The organism is Cystobacter fuscus DSM 2262, from assembly GCF_000335475.2.
Classification (GTDB): domain Bacteria; phylum Myxococcota; class Myxococcia; order Myxococcales; family Myxococcaceae; genus Cystobacter; species Cystobacter fuscus.
On record NZ_ANAH02000075.1, the window covers coordinates 1 to 16,184 of the forward strand.

Here is a 16,184-nt window from a genome sequence, read left to right on the forward strand (position 1 = left end):
CTTTACCTGGCGCACTCGAGTCCTTTGACACTGTTTGGGTTATTCGGGCTGGGCCTGGGCCTCCAGCCGTCGCTCATACAAGCGGAACCAGAGCGCGATGCCCGCGTCGGCCCGCACCAGGTGGAAGTCCCCGCGGGCGGGATGCCGGGGCTTACTGTGGCGCAGCAGCGCGTAGTCTTCCGGCTGGATGAGCCACAGTTCCGTCCGGACCAGGAACCACGCCACCAGCCCTCCCACGACTGGGAGACCACTGCGGTAGCGGAAGACCACCCAGGTGTGCTCCGCGTCGATGGGCGTGGCGGCCACCAGCGCCTGGGTGAGGCCGCCAAAGCGGGCGAGCACCAGATGGGGAAAGAGGATGCTGGCGGACCTTCCCACCTCGTCCCGCGCGGCGGACCAGGTCCGGGCCCTGCTGCCCGAGCTGTTGCCTGAATCCGGAGCGGAGCTCGCGCACCTGGCGGCCCGCCTGCGGATGAGTCCCCGCACGCTCCAGCGACGCCTGCGGGACGAGGGCACGTCGCTGGAGGCCGAGCGCGAGGCCTTCCGGCGGCAGCAGGCGCGCGTGCTCCTCGAAGCGGGCACCCCCATCGCCGAGGTGGCGTGGCGGCTCGGTTACTCCGCACCGAGCGCTTTCCATCACGCCTTCCGTCGTTGGACGGGCCAGTCCCCACGGGAATGGCTGCGGGGCAGGTAACCCTTCAGGGACCGCGCGCAAAGAGTTTCCTGGTAGATACGCCTCCGCATGAAGCTCGAAGACATCCAGCCAGAGTGGCTCACGGAACTTCTTCGGGCCGGGGGCTCACTGCCTTCGGGAGCAGTGGCCGCGGTGCAGGTGAACCACTCGTCGCGTCATTTCTCCACGGTGGCGCGGCTGCAGGTCCAGTACACCGCCGACGCGCCTTCCACCGCGCCCACGGCCCTGTTCCTGAAAAGCAGCAACCGTCCCTCGGAGGGGGTGTTCCACGCCGAGGTGAAGCCCACGCTGCGAGACGCCCCCGCGATTCGCTGCCTGGGCAGCCGGGTGGAGCAGGAGGTGACCTGGCTGCTCTTCGACGATCTGAGCGGGACGCATCTCTCACTCCCCGAGGACGTGCCCCCCACTCGGGCCATCTATGAGCAGATGGTGGACTGCCTGGCGGGACTGCATGTCCAGCGCTGGGAGGACGCTCAGATGCGCGAGCGGTTCGCCACCCGGAATGGGGATCCGTCCTACGGCTTCCTCTTCAAGCAGACGCTGGGGGCTTTTGGTGGGTTCGTGGACGCGCTGGAGGATCGCCTCTCCGGCGAGCGCCGCGCGCTCTACGAGCGGGTGCTCGAGGTCTGGCCTCGCATGTGCCTGGAGCGAATCCAGCGAGGACACGGCGTGACCATGATCCACGGCGACGCCCATCCGTGGAACTTCCTGCTCCCGCGGCCAGGTCAGGCGGGGAGGCTCTTCCTGGCCGACTGGGCGGACTGGCGCTTCGACTCAGGCACTCACGATCTGGCCTTCCTCGTCTCGCTGCCCTGCTTCCCGGAGCAGCGCGCGCGGATGGAGCAGGAGCTGGTGCGACGCTACTGCCAGCGTCTGAACGAGGGCGGCGTGCGTTACGGATGGGAGGAGTGCTGGCTCGATTACCGCAAGTCGGTGATCGGCAACCTGCTCTGGCCGGTGTTCTGGTGGTCGCTCGGCAGCCCCAGCAGCATCTGGTGGCCCAACCTGGAGCGGGCGGTGCTCGCGTTCCAGGAGCAGGGCTGTGAGGAACTGCTCTGAGCGCGTTGGTGAATGCCTCCTGACCCACTTCTTCAACGAAGACGAGCCCACTCCATGGGAGATTCCTGGGAGGCTCACCGAATGCCAGAGGCAAGCGATCGGGTAGCCACAGAGAGAGGAGCAGCAGTGACGACCAAGCCGGTGAAGGGACCCCAGTCGTACTTCCCGTCGATCGAGAAGACGTACGGCCGCCCCGTGGAGGAATGGTTCAAGGTCATTCGTTCAGCGCCCGTCAAGGGGCACATGGAGATCGTGAAGTGGCTGAAGTCCGAACACGGTCTCGGCCACGGGCACGCCAACGCACTCGTGGCCTACTTGCGGGAGCAGGACGCCAAGTAGAGGGCCCCGCTGCTGAGAGGTGGCAGGGAGCGCTCAATCCGAACGCCCCCCGAGGGCCTCAGGTCGCGGGAGTTCCCTCCCTCCTGACTCTCTCTGGTACAAGGCCTTTGACACCTCCTCTGGGCCAGACGAGGTACGCCACACCAGCCCACTTCACCACCGAGAACGCGAGTGTCGAGGCGGCGATCAGCACGCCCATCCCCATCGCGACGACGAGCACCTGCGTGACGATGCCGAGCACCAGACCGAAGGTCACGAAGTAGCCGCGACGAAAGCCGTGATCGAGACCCGCGCTCATCGCGGCGACCGCGCCCGCGCCGGGCGACAGGCTGATCGCCCAGGAGGCGGCGAAGAAGGTGAGCCAGACGGACAGGGCCATGCCGGCTTTGTAGCACGGCCCTGTCCGTCCCCGTTCACTGGGGCAGCCTCGGGCCCGCGGCCCTGTCCCGCCAAGTATGGGACGAGGATCGAGAACTTCCGGCGGTACAAGGCGTCGGCTGCCGATCGCCTTCAGATCGCGGACCGCCAGCGCCCGTCGCGGAACAGGTAGAGGTCCTTCGGGCCGAGGGAGTACAAGCCGTCCTCCGCTGGCAGCAGCCGCAGGCAACTGCCGGGGCGGGCGTCGCCGTCGAAGCGGTCGTCCGGGACCAGGCGGTCACCCAGCAGGCGCAGGATGTGGAAGTCGCTGACGACGAAGACCTCGCCGCCGAAGTCGGCCACGTCCTGCAGCGTTTCGCCGCGTCCGGTGTCCACCGTTTCCCAGAGGTCCCCCCGGCCGCGCACCAGCATGCCGCCGTCCCCGACCGCGTACACCTGCCCGTCGGCGGCGCAGCAGACGGCGTTGAGGTTGGCCGACGTGGGGCTGTCGATGCGCGCCCAACGCCCTTGCACGTCACCGCGCCACACCTCCCCCTGCCAGCCCACTGCGTAGAGCTCGTCGAGCGAGAAGCCATGCAGGCCCTCGAAGCCGACGACGCCGTGGTCGTCGGGCCGCGGGCCCGGGCCGATGGCCCGCCACTGTGCGGGGCCGTCCCGCACCAGCACCTCGCGGCCCATGCCGCAGGCGAGAACGACGTGGTTCACCGCCGTCAATGCGGCGAGCGCATGCCGCGCCTGGTGCAGTTCGCCTTCCGCCTGCCGCAGCGTCTCGGTGTTGATCTCGAACATGTCCCGCCCGGCCCCGATGAACACGAACACGCGCTGCTGGCCGGGTGGCTTGACCGTGGCGGCCGCGACGGCCGCCCATCCGACCGACGTCGGGACCTTCTCCACGCCGCCGTCGACGAAGCACAGGAAGGTCGAGTTGTTCAGCCCTTTCGCCGACAGCTCGTCGAGCGCCTTGGCCACGAAGCAGTAGTCGTAGAAGGGCGCGCAGCCAGCGAGGAACGTGGATTCGGAATGGTTCATGGGGATGGAGGCGCGAAGTTCTGGCGCAGCGTGAAGAACAACTCCAGGAGACAACACGAATGAACTCTTCTTTTTCAGAGAGCGTCCACTCCAGCCGTAGGCCAGGAAGGCGCCTTCCATTCCATGGACGATAGCGAGAGGCCGCCTATCGTCGCCCACGAGCGCAGGTGCATAAACAATGATGCCGAGTTCGTCGGGGAAGACCGCCATATCAGCACCAATCCATGACGACGACATCAAGGGTTTTATCCAGCACCTCAAGAGCAACCTTGTGCGCGGTGCTTTTCACGCCAACGACAAAGCCGTATCCGCATGCTTCTTAGAGCAGGACGAGGAGCGCGAGCACCGGGCCCACTCGGGGGAGCGCTTCAGCCAACGTCCCGGAGCGTCCAGCCCGCGCGAGGCCCTCGGCTCCCCTCGCCACCTCCGCGGCTTGCCCGCTCGTCCTCGCGGCGCGGGAGAAGCGCTCGAAGGCCCGTTCCGCCGCGGTGAGCTCGCGGTCCAACTGTTCCCACTGACGCGGCTCGATGTCTTTGCGCGCCCGAGACAGCAGTGACCTGGCCTTGTCCAGGTCCACCTTTCCAATCCACGACCGTTCCGGTGCCGGCTCCATCGGCGCGGAAACGAGCCGGATGCGCGGGCCCGAAGTGGGAGTCGACGCGAAGGCGTGGGGCCGCGGCATCGGCTGCGGGGCGGGCGCGCTCGCGCAGGCGGAGAGCAGCACCAGGAGCGCGCTCCAGGTTCGCAAGCGCATCGTCACGTCCTTTCATCAAGCAGCGGGTAACCGCGCGTCCTGCTTGGGGCCTTCCATCGCCCTGCCCACGGGTTCGAGTCCCGTACTCCTCGCCACGAGCGAGGATGTGGCGCGCGAGGCCCTGACCCGGAGCCGCCGCGAGGGCCTCAGGTGACGGGAGGACCACCCTCCTGGCTCTCTCCACCCTCCGCATTGCCTCCCGGAGTGGGCGTGGCTGCCAGGGCCTGGCCGATATCCACCGCGATCTCCGGCTCGTCCTTCACCAGGTGGAAGAACTCGCGGCGGAACGCCTCGGGGGTGAGCTGGCAGGTCACCGCGAAGCGCGCCAGCTCTCCCGGCCGGGAGAAGTCCTCGCGCTTGAGCCGCAGCATGAAGCTGCGCGCGATGCGGTAGCGATCCGAGTCCACGTCCACCATGCGCACCCGGGGCCGCCCGGTGGCCGGGTCCTTCATCTTCTCGAAGGAGATGGGCTGGAAGCGCCCGTTGATCATGGCCACCACCGCCTCGGTTCCCCCCTCGATGATGTAGCGCGCCGCGCAGTGGCCAAGGTCGCGCGTGTACTCCATGTCGAACGGAATGGGGTCCGCGCAGCGCACCTCGTAACCGATGTACTTGGAGACGATCGTGGACTTGATGCCCAGGACCGCCAGCCGCGCCTTGACGGCCTTCTCGAGCACCTCGGCCAGGGGCACGTCCGCCACGTGCAGGTTGCCCATGTGGTCGCGCGGCAGCTCCGTGTAGCGCGCCAGATCCTCGGGCTCGATGCAGTCGGCGAGCCCCTCGGCCAGGAGCGCGATGCCATCCGGGCGCCCGTACGCGAGCCGCTTGATGACGGAGCCGGCGAGCAGGTCCACCACGGTGGAGAAGGGCACCTTCTTGCCACGGAACTCCTCGGGGATGACGGTGACGGTGGCGCCCACCGCCTTGCCGATCGCCAAGGCGAGGTGTCCCGCCTTGCGCCCCTGGGCGACGACGAAGTACCAGCGCGACGTCGTCTTCGCGTCCACCATCAGGTTCTTGACGATCTCCACGCCCACGTGGCGCGCCGTCTGGAAGCCGAAGGTGCTCGTGTCGTCGGGCAGGTCGATGTCGTTGTCGATCGTCTTGGGCACGTGCACCACGCGGATGCGGCCCCGCGTCTTTTCGGAGATGATCTGCGCGAGCGTGGCGGTGCCATCGCCGCCCACCGTGACGAGCATGCCCACACCCAGGCGCTCCAGCCCGTCGATGGTGCGCTGGAGGTGCTCGGGGGAGCGTGTGGGGTTGGCGCGCGAGATGCCGATGTACGAGCCGCCGCGGAAGTGGATGCGGCTGGTGTCCTCGATGGTGAGGGGAATGACGTGGGAGGTGTCTCCCTCGGCGAGCCACTTGAAGCCATCCTGGATGCCGAGTACCTCCACGCCCGCGAGGCAGGCTCGGATGGTGGCCGCTCCAATCACGCTGTTGATGCCCGGGGCAGGCCCCCCGGCGACGACAATGGCGAGCTTCTTCATGAGTGCGCGTGTCTCCCGTGAATTCCTCGCCGCATCCTCCCCCGGAGCGACGGCTGAACCCAGCGAGAAAAGGTCATGAATCGCGCTCGAGGTGCAGATGGGAGCCGACGAGCCGGATGCCCGCGGCGTCGAGCATTCTCGACTCGGGTGTGTTGCGTGTGATGACCGTCTTGCCACTCGCGATCCAGTACCACCGCTTCACGGTCGCGCCCGGCTTGAGCTCGGAGCGCAGAACCTTTTCGGCGGCGCGCTTCTTCGCGATGAGAACCTTGACCTCCCCAGTATTCGCCGGATGGACCTCGACCGCGATGAGCGGAAGGTTCGATTGGGTCGTTCCCAGCAGATAGTCCCATCGATTCTCGTTGCCACGCTCGGCCGAGGTTTGAGCGTCGAGATCGAGCGAGTCGATGACCCGGACAGCAGCGGACTCAACGACCCGTTCGCGGTCACCCTTTCGAAGGGCCCGTTTGCCCGGATGGACCGCAGCCACGAGCGCGCTCTCCTGCTTCAGCGCCTTGCCGACGCTCACGAGTCCTCCTCGTTGACCGCATCGGAGATGGCTTTTCCGAACCGCCCACTGAAGTCAGTCAGCCCACCCCAGCCCGAGGTCGTCGCATCATCTGCACCTGGATCGAGGCTGGAAATGTCCCGGCTGTGGACACGGAGTTCCTCATCGAATTCCAGAGCGTAGGTCCTCGTGGACTTATGGAGTGCCTCGCTGATGAACCGCGCATTCTCCGCCCCGGCGGGTAGACCGAATGCCTCACGCAGCCTCCGAGCGCCTTGCTTCTTGTCCCGCAGGGACTGGATGGCGAAGACGACATCCAGCACGACAGGCGAGTGGGTCGACAGGACGACCCGATAGCCGCGCCACAACAGATCGAGGACCAAGGCCATGACCGCCGTCAGGGCCTGCGGATGGAGACCCATTTCAGGCTCTTCGATGATGACCCATTCGATGTCTTCATCCTTCCTTCTGCTCCGCTCGGGAAGAACCCGGTAGAGGCCGAGAAGTAGCGGAGTGAACTCTCGCTGCCCCGCAGTCCAGGTCATGAACGGGAGCTGTGTCTTGCCGTAGCCCAGCTGAAGCCGGGTCTGCAATCCAGCCTTCTCCAGCCGCACCGTGCCCCCATGGAAGACGGCATTGTCGATCAGGGTGCGCACCCCCTGCTTCAATCGTCGCTCCACTGGAAACAGATCTCCCGCCTGTTTTCCGGTGAAGCGGTCATACAGGCTCTGGCTGAACAAGCGGGCAACGGCCGGTGTATCCGCCTTGAGCCGCATGAAGGGCGCTGGCCACCCCTCCGTGATGAGGAGGGCACGATGTGCCGGGACGAAGAACACGCGGCCTTTTGCTCTCTTGGCACGTAGCAGCTTCTCTGGGCGCAATGGCCGACCGTTGATGGATACACGCGTCTTCCCCACCCACGCCGTGCTCATCCCCTCACCGAAATAGGCGTCCAGCAACTCGTTCTTGTCCTCCAGGGAAGTTCCGGCATCACGCAACGCCGAGACGATCTCGCCACTGTCAAGCCCCAGCTTCCACGTCTGGAGCAAGAGACTCTTCCCCGCCGCCTGGGGACCCACCAGAACGGTCAAGTCTCCAAACTCGATGCGAGCATGTGCGATCTGCCCGAGATTGCGGACCTCCAGAACATCAGCAGCCACATGTCCTCCCAGAGGAAGCGGACGCTGACACAGGGCGGGAGACTTCAACAAGCATCCTCAACCAACCCACCCTCCACTGGCCCTCGGGTTGCACGGTCCGCCCCGCGTGCTCCAGTCCCTCCTCGAACTACTCTACCCGCCCGCGTGCATCGCCTGCGCGAAGGTGATGCCCGTGCGCGCCGCCTTCTGCGAGACGTGCGACCTCGCCGTGGAACGGCTGCCCACCGCGCGCTGCCGCACCTGCGCCGAGCCCGGCGCCTTTCCCCGCGACACCTGTCCCCGCTGCCACGACGCGCCGCCGCCCTTCTCCCTCGCCTGGGCCCCCTTCGCCCACGAGGGCCCCGTCGCCCGCGCCATCCACCGCTTCAAGTACGAGGACCATCCCGAGCTCGCCCCCGTCCTCGGGGAGCTGCTCGCCTCCGAGTGCCGCCACTTCCTCTCCCAGGCCCCCACGCTGCTCGTCGCCCTGCCCCTGCATGGCAAGCGCTTCCGCGAGCGCAAGTACGATCAGGCCCAACTGCTCGTGGAGGCCCTGGCCCGCGCCACGGGCCGCGAGGCCAGCCTGGGCCTGCTCCACCGCGCCCGCGAGACGCGCCGCCAGGTGGGCCTGTCCGAGGCCGAGCGCGCCCTCAATGTCTCCCAGGCCTTCCGCGCCTCCGCCTCCGTGGCCGGACGGGACGTGCTCCTCGTGGACGACGTGCTCACCACCGGCGCCACCGTCCGCGCCGCCGCCACCGCCCTCCAGGACGCCGGGGCCCTCCGCGTGGAGGTCCTCACCCTCGCCCGCGCCTTCTCCCTCGCCTGAACCCCGGCCTCCGGACACCGGGCCCGCCCCCTCGCACGTTCCTCGACATTTCAGTTGCCTGCCCGCTCCCAACAGCGCATGCAGGGAAGGCTGCCCGAAGTCCGGCTGTTCACCGGCGCCGGGAATGACACCCCGGTCCCCCCTTCCGACGGACGAGGAACACGGATGTCTCGTACCCCACGGCTCGCCCCGCGCTCTCCTGCTCCCTGGCTCGCGACACTCCTCGTGCTCGCCTGCCCGCTCATCGCGCTGGCCGCCCCCAACCCGAGCGCCGCCGAGGCCCAACAGGAGGCCGAACAGGCCCTCTCCCTCGCCTCCTCCCCCCGAGGCGCCGCGCACCTGCTGCGCATGCAGGCGCTCGAGCCGGACCTCGACGATCTCACCCTCCTGGCGAAGACCTATACCGAGGTGGCCACGAGCCGGAAGTTCGTGGACCCCGGCACCCGCGCCACCGCGCAGTTCCTCATGCTGGACCTGGAGCGCGCCCGCGGCCGGCTCAACCGCGCCGCCGAGTGGCAGGACTCGCTGGGCTTCGTGCGCGACTTCTACGTCGTCGGTGGCTTCGACAACGAGGGCAAGGCCGGCTGTGACACCGACTTCGGCCCCGAGGCGGCCGCGCTCGACCTGTCCGCCCGCTACTCCGGCGCCAAGGGCCCCGTGTCCTGGCGCCCCCTGTCCGTCACCCCCAACGACGGCTACATCGACCTGGGCGCCGCGCTGCGTCCCAACCGCGAGGCCGTGGCCTACGCCGTCACCTGGCTGGAGGCTCCGGCCGAGACGCGCGTGGCGCTCGGCGTGGGCACCTCCGGCGCCTTCCGGCTGTGGGTGAATGGTGAGAAGGCCGCCACCAGCGACCACTACAACCTGCCCCGGCCGGATCAGACGCGCGTCTCCGTGCGCCTGCGCAAGGGCCTCAACCGCGTCCTCGTCAAGGTGTGCCAGGAGTCAGGACCCCTCGGCTTCTACCTGCGCCGCGATCCCCCCGGCCGGCTGCGCGTCACCCTGCCCTCCTCCGCTCCCGTGATCGCCAAGGGCACCACCCCCGCGCCCCAGCTCCTGCCCACCCTCACCTCCTCCTTGAGGGACGCGGTGGCCCGCGCCCCCGCGGACGCCGCCCTGCGCGGTGAGTACGCCACCGTGCTCGACTACTTCCGCGCCTTCGACGAGCGCGAGCACACCGCCACCGTGGAGGCCGAGCGCGCCGCCCGCGCCGCCCCGAACGACGCGCGGCTGCAACTGCTCGCCGCATCCACCGCCCGCGAGGATCTCAACCAGCGCCGCCTCTTCCTGGAGGCCGCCACGCGCGCCGATCCCTCGCTGGTGCGCGCCCGCGTGGCGCTCGCCGAGTTCGAGCTGGAGCGCGGCCACCCCGAGCGCGTCCTGGAGCTGCTCACCCCCGCATTGACGAGCGCCCCCGACTCGGCCGGTGTCCGGCTCACGCTCGCCCGGGCCCACGAGGCGCTCGGGGAGTCCGCCCGCGCGCACAAGCTCGTGGAGGAGACGCTCCTGCGGCTGCCGCGCATCCCCCGCGTGGTGCGCGCCGCCGCCAGCTCCGCGCGCTCCCTGGACCGGCCCGAGGAGGCCGCCTCCCGGCTGCGCGTGGCGCTCGCGCTGCGCCATGACGACCGCACCAGCCGCACCCTGCTCGCCTCGCTGCTCGCCGACCGTGGCCAGCTGGAGGCCGCCGTGCGCGAGCACACCCAGCTGCTCTCGCTCTACCCCTTCGACAACGGCTCGCGGCTGAAGCTCGCCGAGCTGCGCGCCGCCAATGGCCAGCTCGACGCGGCCACCACCGGCTTCGCCGAGGCGCGCGCCCTCTCCCCGGACGAGCCCGATCTGTACGAGCGCGAGGGCCGCGCGCTGCTCGCCGCCAGCCACCGCGAGGAGGCCATCGCCGCCTTCGAGCGCTCGCTCGCGCTGCGCCCGCAGAACCCCACCCTCAAGGATGCCCTGCGTGCCCTCAAGGGCGAGGCCGCCAGCGCCGGCGCCCAGTACCTGCTGGACCCCAAGGCCCTGGCGCGCGAGGCCGACGGCTACACCAACGAGGACGCCGTCTACCTCGCGGAGACCACCTTCGTGCGCGTGCAGAAGAGTGGCCTGTCCGGCCGGCTGCACCAGTTCGCCGTGAAGGTGCTCAACGCCCGCGGCGTGGACGCCTTCCGCACCTACCCCGTCACCTACTCGCCGGATCGCCAGGAGGTGCGCATCCTCCGTGCCCGCATCACCAAGCCGGACGGCTCCGTGGTGGACAGCTACGGCGAGAGCGACCGCAACATCAACGAGCCCTGGACGGGCATGTACTACGACGCGCGCGCCAAGATGCTCTCCTTCCCCGCGCTCGCCGCCGGGGACGTGCTGGAGTTGCAGTACCGCGTGGACGACACCGCCCAGGACAATCTCTTGTCCGACTACTGGGGCGACGTGGAGAGCGTGCAGGGCGTCTATCCCAAGGTGAGCTACCAGTTCCTCGTGGAGATGCCCCAGGAGCGGCCCCTCTACTGGAACGAGAAGAAGCTGCCCGGGGTCGCCTACGCCCACGAGCCCGTGGAGGGCGAGCGCGTGCTGCACCGCTGGAGCGCCAAGCACGTGGCCAAGGTGGTGCCCGAGCCCGGCATGCCCGGCTGGGCCGAGGTGGCCGCCAACCTCCACGTCTCCACCTACCGCACCTGGGACGAGGTGGGCCGCTACTGGTGGGGCCTCGTGAGGGATCAGCTCACGCCCAACGAGGAGCTGCGCCAGACGGTGGAGACGGTGCTCAAGGGTGTGGACCGCAAGGATCAACAGGCGGTGATGCGCGCCATCTACAACTTCGTTGTGACGAACACGCGCTACGTGGCGCTGGAGTTCGGCATCCACGGCTTCAAGCCGTACCGGGTGGACCGGGTGTTGTCGCGGCGCTTCGGCGACTGCAAGGACAAGGCGAGCCTCATCCACGCCATGTTGAAGGTGGCGGGGGTGGACAGCCGGCTGGTGCTGCTGCGCATGCGCGACCTGGGCTCCATCGGCGAGGAGCCGGCGAGCCTGGCGGCCTTCAACCACGCCATCGTCTATGTGCCGCAGTTCGGCCTCTACCTGGACGGCACCGCCGAGTTCCACAGCGCGCGCGAGCTGCCCAGCTCGGACCGGGTGGCCAACGTGCTGGTGGTGGAGCCGGGCGGCAAGGCCTCCTTCCTCACCACCCCCGAGGCGAAGCCGGACGACAACGCCACGCGCCTGGCCATGGACGTGACGCTGCGTCCGGATGGCAGCGCCGAGGTGGGCGGGGCCACGACGGTGGGCGGGCAGATGGCGCCCGAGTACCGCCGCGCCTACAGCTCCGTGTCCTCGCGCAAGTCCACCTTCGAGCGCGCCTGGGCGCAGAGCTTCCCCGGCCTCACCGTGCGCGACGTGAAGCTCAACGACACCACGCGCCTGGACGACGACGTGAAGGTGGACTTCCGCATGGCCATCCCCCGCTTCGCCGAGGCACTCCCCGGTCAGTTGCGCTTCCTGCCCTTCGGCACCGGGCGCGCCTATACCCAGACGTACGCCGCGCTCGCCGAGCGCCGCTTCGATCTGATGATGAGCGGCCCGTGGGTGAACCGCTTCACCTTCCGCTACACGCTGCCCGCGGGCTACTCCGTGGCCGAGCTGCCCCCCACCCTCCAGGAGGAGACGCCCTTTGGCCGGGTGCGGCTCACCTACAAGCAGGAGGGACAGCAACTGGTGTGCGATGGCGAGGTGGCGCTCACCTCCGCCCGGGTGAAGGCGAACGACTACGCCGCCTTCCGCGCCTTCCTCGGCCGGGTGGATCAAGGCTTCTCGCGCAAGGTCACCCTGCGCGGCCCCGCATCGCCCACCGCCCAACGCTGACCTCATCCCGGGGGGCCGCGTGTAACGCCCCCGGGGTTGGCGCATCCTGACCCTTCGCGCGACCGCCCGGACGAGGACTCCGGGCCCGCGACGGGGGGGCGCTCATGATGAAGCTGGCGTTGTTGGGAGATAGCTATCCGACCCAGGTCCGGGTCAATCCCCGGGCCCTCGGAGAGCTGGAAGTCGTGTGGGTCGGGCAGTCGCGTGAGTCCTTCTTCCGGGAGGTGCCCAGGCTCCGGCCCCAGGTGCTCGCGCTGGACTTCATGGACCTGGGCCAGGTGCCCACCGAGCTGATTCCCGGGATGCTGGAGAGCACCGGCGCCCGCCACGCGCTCATCAGCTACCGCCTGCCCCACTCTCCCCTCATCGACGCGCTCCGCTCGCCGCGCGTGAGCTTCCTCCGGGGGCCGGTGCCCCTGAGCCTGCTGCGCCTGCGCGTGAACCGGAGCCTCGACGACCTCGAACGCGCGGGCAGGCCCGTGAGGCAGGCCCCCATGAGTCAGGCCCCCGGCGCCCGCGCCCCGCGCTTCAGCCCCGAGCAGCTCGGCCGGTTGATGGAGCTGTCCACCCAGGAGGGGTGCGAGTGCGCCCCCCAGCTCGCGCGGCTCGTCGGTGGCCTGCGCGGCTTCTGGGAGTACACGGCGGGCTGCGAGCAACACGACGAGAAGGAGCAGCGCCTCCACGAGCTGCTCGACCGGCAGATGACCCGCGCCCGGGAAGCCCTGGAGGAGGGGCTCGTGGCGCTGCTGGAGCACGGGAACCTCCGGCTCTGAGTCAGTCCAACAGCGCGGCGAGCAGCCGGCGCACCTCGGCGGGGCCATTCACCCGGTAGCCGGCGCGCGACTCCTTGCCTCCCGCGTGGATGGCGATGCCGTCCTCGGGGAGCGCGGCGAAGAGATCCTCGTCCGTGCGATCATCGCCGATGGCCACCACCCGGGTGCCGGGAGTCAGGCCCTCGGTGACGCGCCCCACCACGCGGCCCTTGTTCACGCCGCGCGCGCGCACCTCCACCACCTTGTCGCCGGGCAGCACCTCCAGCGGTCCCTGGGCGAAGACCTCGCCCAGGTGCAGGCGCAGCTCGCGCGCCAGGCGCGCCCCGAGCACCGGCTCCACCTGCCGGTAGTGCCAGGCGAGCGACGCGGACTTCTCCTCCACCAGGGCGCCGGGCACGCGCGCCGCGAAGGACTCGAGGATGGGGCGCACCAGACTCTTCCACTCCGTGGGCACGTCACGCAGGGGAGTCCAGGCGGACGAGGGCGTGGGACGGGACCACAGGCCATGCTCGGCGTACAGGCCCGCGTTCAACCCACCCACCCACGCCTCCAGCACCTCGCGGCCGCGGCCACTGACGATGGAGACCCGGGTGTGGGGCCGCTCGGTGAGCCGCCGCAAGAGCGTGAGCAACTCCTCGTCCGGAGCGGCCAGCTCGGGCCGCGGCGCGAAGGGCACGAGCGTGCCGTCGTAGTCGAGCAGCAGCAGCAGCTCGCGCGCCTCGCGAAGGAGGGGGAGCACCTCCTGGGCGCCCTGGGGCTTGACCCGGGGAGGCGCCGTGGGCGTGGCCTGGAGCGCCGACAGGAAGGAGTTCACCCAGAAGTGCACGTCGCGGTCGAGCACCCGGGTGCGCAGCGCGCGCATGCGCCGCTTGCGCTCCTCCTGGGGCATCTCCAGCGCGGCCTCCAGCGCGTCCGCCATGCCCTCCACGTCGTAGGGATTCACCAGGAGCGCCTCGTCCATTTCGTCCGCGGCCCCGGCCAGCTCGCTGAGCACGAGCACGCCGTCCTCGTCCGGGCGCGAGGCGCAGAACTCCTTGGCCACCAGGTTCATGCCGTCGCGAATGGGCGTGACGAGCATCACGTCCGCGGCGCGGTAGAGGGCCGCGAGCTGCTTCTGGTTCAACGAGCGGTAGAGGTAGTGGATGGGGACGTTGTGCACCTAGCCGTACAGGCTGTTGATGCGTCCCACCAGCTCGTTCACGCGCTCGCGGTAGGTGGCGTAGTCCTCCACCGTGGTGCGGCTGGGGACGGCCACCTGGACGAAGCGCAGCTTGCCGCGCCAGGCGGGCTCGCGCTCGAGCAACCGCTGCACCGCCAGGAGCCGGCGGGGAATGCCCTTGGTGTAGTCCAGCCGGTCCACGCCCAGCATCAGGCGCTGCTCGCCGGCCTTCTCGCGGTGCCCGCGCACCTCCTCGAGCACCGCCGGCTGCCGCACCAGCTCCTCGAAGGACTTGGCGTCGATGCCCATGGGGAAGGCGCCGACGCGCACCTGGCGCCCGTCCTGGGCCACGTGGTCTCCCACCTTCTCCAGCCCGAGCAGTTGCATGAGCGTGCTGGCGAAGTGCCGCACATAGGAGCTCGTGTGGAAGCCGATGAGGTCCGCGCCCAAGAGGCCCCGCAGCAGCTCGAGGCGCCGCGGCAAGGTGCGGAAGATCTCGCTCGAGGGGAAGGGAATGTGGTGGAAGAAGCCGATGCGCGCCTGGGGCAGGCGCTCGCGCAGCAGGGCGGGCACCAGCATGAGCTGGTAGTCGTGCACCCAGATGGTGTCGCCGGGCTGGTAGTGGCGCACCACCAGCTCGGCGAAGCGCTCGTTCACCTTGCGGTAGACTTCCCAGTCCCGATCCTGGCGGGGCACGCGCTCGAGGAGGTAATGGCACAGCGGCCAGAGGACCTGGTTGGAGTAGCCCTCGTAGAAGCGGCTCACCTCGCTCGAACTCAGGTAGAGGGGCACGCAGCGCTGCTGGGCGAGCTGCTCCTCCACCGAGGCCTTCTGCGCGGGTGTGAGCCGCGAGACATCTCCGGGCCAGCCCACCCACAACCCGCCCGAGTTTTCATGCGGGCCCCTGAGACCGGTGGCGAGCCCTCCAGCACTGGGAACCACGGAGACCCCGTCCTTGTCCGCTTTGACGGTGACGGGGAGCCGATTGGAGACGAGCAGGAGTCTGGACATGACCCCCGCGTCTCTAGCTGGCCGGGCGCGGATGGGTCACCGGAGAATCTCCGGAGGTGCCTGCTTTAGAACCTTCAGCCGCGCCCCGAGGGGCCCACCCCAGCCGGGCGAGCAGGGCCGGCTCGCGGCCCGGCTTCCAGATGAACGCGTCCAGCAGGTAGTGCGTGGCCTGGGGCAGCGCGAGCAGGGGCACCACGAGCGCCAGCACGTCCGCGGGCAGCACCAGGCCCGACTCGCCGAAGAGCCGGGGCCGCTCGTGCCACACGAGTCCGTCCCAGAGCCACTCCTCGCCCAGGGCGAGCACCACCAGCACGCCCAGCACCGCGGGCGCTCCCGCGCGCACCACGGGGGCGAGCGCGCCATAGCCTCCTTCCGCGAGCCGGCCCCGCGCGTAGCGCAGCAGCAGCACGAAGTAGGGCACCCCGTGCAAGAGGACGTTCATCACCGTGAAGGAGAAGTCGTCCCGGGCGAGCACGATGCCCCCGAACCACGTCACCACCGTGGCGAGCACGAGCAGCACCTTGCCCACCTGGAGCCCCTCGCCGCGCACCGCCCGCGCACCCTGGAAGCCCGCCCACGTGGCGAGCACCCCGCCCTGCACGGCGAGCGCCGCGGTGCCCACCCAGGCGGGAAGTCCGGCGATGAAGTCCTCCTCGACGAACCACCAGAAGGCGCGAGGCAGGTGGGCGTGCCACCACACCACGGGGCCGAGCGTGGCGGCGTAGATGGCGGCGGCATCGAGGGCGCGCTCGGTGGAGGAGGCGCGGGCCTTGCGTCCGTAGAGGGCCACCCAGCCGTACTGCTGGCGGATGAAGTGGAACAGGGCGGTGTAAGCGAAGAGGCGCCAGAAGAGGCCGGGGGACTGGCTCCAGGCGAACACGCCCAGCAGGTACGCGGTGAGCGGCGCCGCCGTGTAGAGGCCGGGCCGGCGGCGCAGCTCCTCCCCATCCGCGTAGGTGCGCAGGAGCGTGGACCAGACGTGGGCCACGTCCACGCCGACGACGAGCAGCACCCAGGCCCACGGGGGCGTCTCGCCCACCGCGCCCAGCCCCGGCGCGGCGAGCACGAGCCCCACCGACACGAGCGCGCTGCCCGCGAAGACGGCGAGGTCCACGCCTCGGCCGAAGAGCCACGCCTGGGAGGGAGCGAGGAGACGGGGCATGGGCGGGG

The 16,184-nt window shown here is 69.6% G+C and carries 14 protein-coding genes and 2 pseudogenes; 6 read left to right on the plus strand and 10 right to left on the minus strand.

The features are described from left to right. Positions 1-39: 39 nt before the first annotated feature. A complete protein-coding gene (locus tag D187_RS48755) occupies positions 40-378 on the minus strand; it encodes a hypothetical protein (protein ID WP_002630560.1) in 339 nt (112 codons plus the stop codon). Here D187_RS48755 and D187_RS48760 point away from each other — a divergent pair. The 3 genes from D187_RS48760 to D187_RS48770 all read left to right on the plus strand — a co-directional run bounded on the left by D187_RS48760 (position 359) and on the right by D187_RS48770 (position 2,092). Further along, a complete protein-coding gene (locus D187_RS48760; protein ID WP_002630561.1) occupies positions 359-694 on the plus strand; it encodes a helix-turn-helix transcriptional regulator in 336 nt (111 codons plus the stop codon). The two genes, D187_RS48755 and D187_RS48760, sit on opposite strands and share 20 nt — an antisense overlap. 48 nt (positions 695-742) lie before the next feature. Next, the gene (locus tag D187_RS48765) at positions 743-1,753 is read left to right on the plus strand and encodes an aminoglycoside phosphotransferase family protein (RefSeq protein ID WP_002630562.1); all 1,011 of its coding nucleotides are present in this window, start codon (positions 743-745) and stop codon (positions 1,751-1,753) included. Between the two features lie 126 nt (positions 1,754-1,879). Then, a complete protein-coding gene (locus D187_RS48770; RefSeq protein WP_002630563.1) occupies positions 1,880-2,092 on the plus strand; it encodes a DUF4287 domain-containing protein in 213 nt (70 codons plus the stop codon). A gap of 58 nt (positions 2,093-2,150) precedes the next feature. Here D187_RS48770 and D187_RS48775 read toward each other — a convergent pair whose 3' ends face one another. The 7 genes and pseudogenes from D187_RS48775 to D187_RS48805 form a co-directional block, all read right to left on the minus strand. Continuing rightward, a complete protein-coding gene (locus D187_RS48775; protein ID WP_002630564.1) occupies positions 2,151-2,471 on the minus strand; it encodes a LysE family transporter in 321 nt (106 codons plus the stop codon). 131 nt (positions 2,472-2,602) lie between these two features. Then, positions 2,603-3,709, minus strand: a complete 1,107-nt coding sequence (locus D187_RS54530) for a beta propeller repeat protein (RefSeq protein WP_162159775.1) — start codon at positions 3,707-3,709, stop codon at positions 2,603-2,605. A 1-nt stretch (position 3,710) separates the two neighbouring features. Further along, positions 3,711-3,806, minus strand: a pseudogene (locus D187_RS58615) (DUF6310 domain-containing protein); the annotation flags it as partial. A gap of 12 nt (positions 3,807-3,818) precedes the next feature. Next, positions 3,819-4,253 carry a hypothetical protein gene (locus tag D187_RS56230; protein ID WP_155894102.1) on the minus strand — a complete coding sequence of 145 codons (435 nt, stop codon included), beginning with the start codon at positions 4,251-4,253 and terminating at the stop codon, positions 3,819-3,821. Between the two features lie 146 nt (positions 4,254-4,399). Next, the gene (gene pfp / locus D187_RS48795; RefSeq protein ID WP_002630568.1) at positions 4,400-5,746 is read right to left on the minus strand and encodes a diphosphate--fructose-6-phosphate 1-phosphotransferase; all 1,347 of its coding nucleotides are present in this window, start codon (positions 5,744-5,746) and stop codon (positions 4,400-4,402) included. 73 nt (positions 5,747-5,819) lie between these two features. Then, the gene (locus D187_RS48800; RefSeq protein WP_002630569.1) at positions 5,820-6,275 is read right to left on the minus strand and encodes a hypothetical protein; all 456 of its coding nucleotides are present in this window, start codon (positions 6,273-6,275) and stop codon (positions 5,820-5,822) included. Beyond that, positions 6,272-7,462: an AAA family ATPase gene (locus D187_RS48805; protein ID WP_245592028.1), complete on the minus strand. Its 1,191-nt coding sequence runs from the start codon at positions 7,460-7,462 to the stop codon at positions 6,272-6,274. The genes D187_RS48800 and D187_RS48805 overlap by 4 nt, the downstream gene beginning before the upstream one ends. A gap of 58 nt (positions 7,463-7,520) precedes the next feature. Here D187_RS48805 and D187_RS51800 point away from each other — a divergent pair, with 58 nt between their 5' ends. The 3 genes from D187_RS51800 (at position 7,521) to D187_RS48820 (ending at position 12,844) form a co-directional block, all read left to right on the plus strand. Then, a complete protein-coding gene (locus D187_RS51800) occupies positions 7,521-8,219 on the plus strand; it encodes a ComF family protein (RefSeq protein ID WP_002630571.1) in 699 nt (232 codons plus the stop codon). A gap of 165 nt (positions 8,220-8,384) precedes the next feature. Then, a complete protein-coding gene (locus tag D187_RS48815; RefSeq protein ID WP_002630572.1) occupies positions 8,385-12,071 on the plus strand; it encodes a DUF3857 domain-containing protein in 3,687 nt (1,228 codons plus the stop codon). 104 nt (positions 12,072-12,175) lie between these two features. Then, positions 12,176-12,844 carry a hypothetical protein gene (locus D187_RS48820; protein WP_002630573.1) on the plus strand — a complete coding sequence of 223 codons (669 nt, stop codon included), beginning with the start codon at positions 12,176-12,178 and terminating at the stop codon, positions 12,842-12,844. A gap of 1 nt (position 12,845) precedes the next feature. On the opposite strand, the pseudogene D187_RS48825 reads toward D187_RS48820, so the two are convergent. Then, positions 12,846-15,014 (minus strand): annotated as a pseudogene (locus D187_RS48825) (bifunctional alpha,alpha-trehalose-phosphate synthase (UDP-forming)/trehalose-phosphatase). A gap of 13 nt (positions 15,015-15,027) precedes the next feature. Further along, positions 15,028-16,176, minus strand: a complete 1,149-nt coding sequence (locus D187_RS48830) for a hypothetical protein (protein ID WP_002630576.1) — start codon at positions 16,174-16,176, stop codon at positions 15,028-15,030. Positions 16,177-16,184 lie beyond the last annotated feature (8 nt).

Excerpts from the sequence above, each read along its gene's own strand:
- D187_RS48760 (WP_002630561.1), top strand. The coding sequence starts at position 359 with ATGCTGGCGGACCTTCCCACCTCGTCCCGCGCGGCGGACCAGGTCCGG.
- D187_RS48765 (WP_002630562.1), top strand. The coding sequence starts at position 743 with ATGAAGCTCGAAGACATCCAGCCAGAGTGGCTCACGGAACTTCTTCGG.
- D187_RS48775 (WP_002630564.1), bottom strand. The coding sequence starts at position 2,471 with ATGGCCCTGTCCGTCTGGCTCACCTTCTTCGCCGCCTCCTGGGCGATC.
- D187_RS54530 (WP_162159775.1), bottom strand. The coding sequence starts at position 3,709 with ATGGCGGTCTTCCCCGACGAACTCGGCATCATTGTTTATGCACCTGCG.
- D187_RS56230 (WP_155894102.1), bottom strand. The coding sequence starts at position 4,253 with ATGCGCTTGCGAACCTGGAGCGCGCTCCTGGTGCTGCTCTCCGCCTGC.
- pfp (WP_002630568.1), bottom strand. The coding sequence starts at position 5,746 with ATGAAGAAGCTCGCCATTGTCGTCGCCGGGGGGCCTGCCCCGGGCATC.
- D187_RS48815 (WP_002630572.1), top strand. The coding sequence starts at position 8,385 with ATGTCTCGTACCCCACGGCTCGCCCCGCGCTCTCCTGCTCCCTGGCTC.
- D187_RS48820 (WP_002630573.1), top strand. The coding sequence starts at position 12,176 with ATGATGAAGCTGGCGTTGTTGGGAGATAGCTATCCGACCCAGGTCCGG.
- D187_RS48830 (WP_002630576.1), bottom strand. The coding sequence starts at position 16,176 with ATGCCCCGTCTCCTCGCTCCCTCCCAGGCGTGGCTCTTCGGCCGAGGC.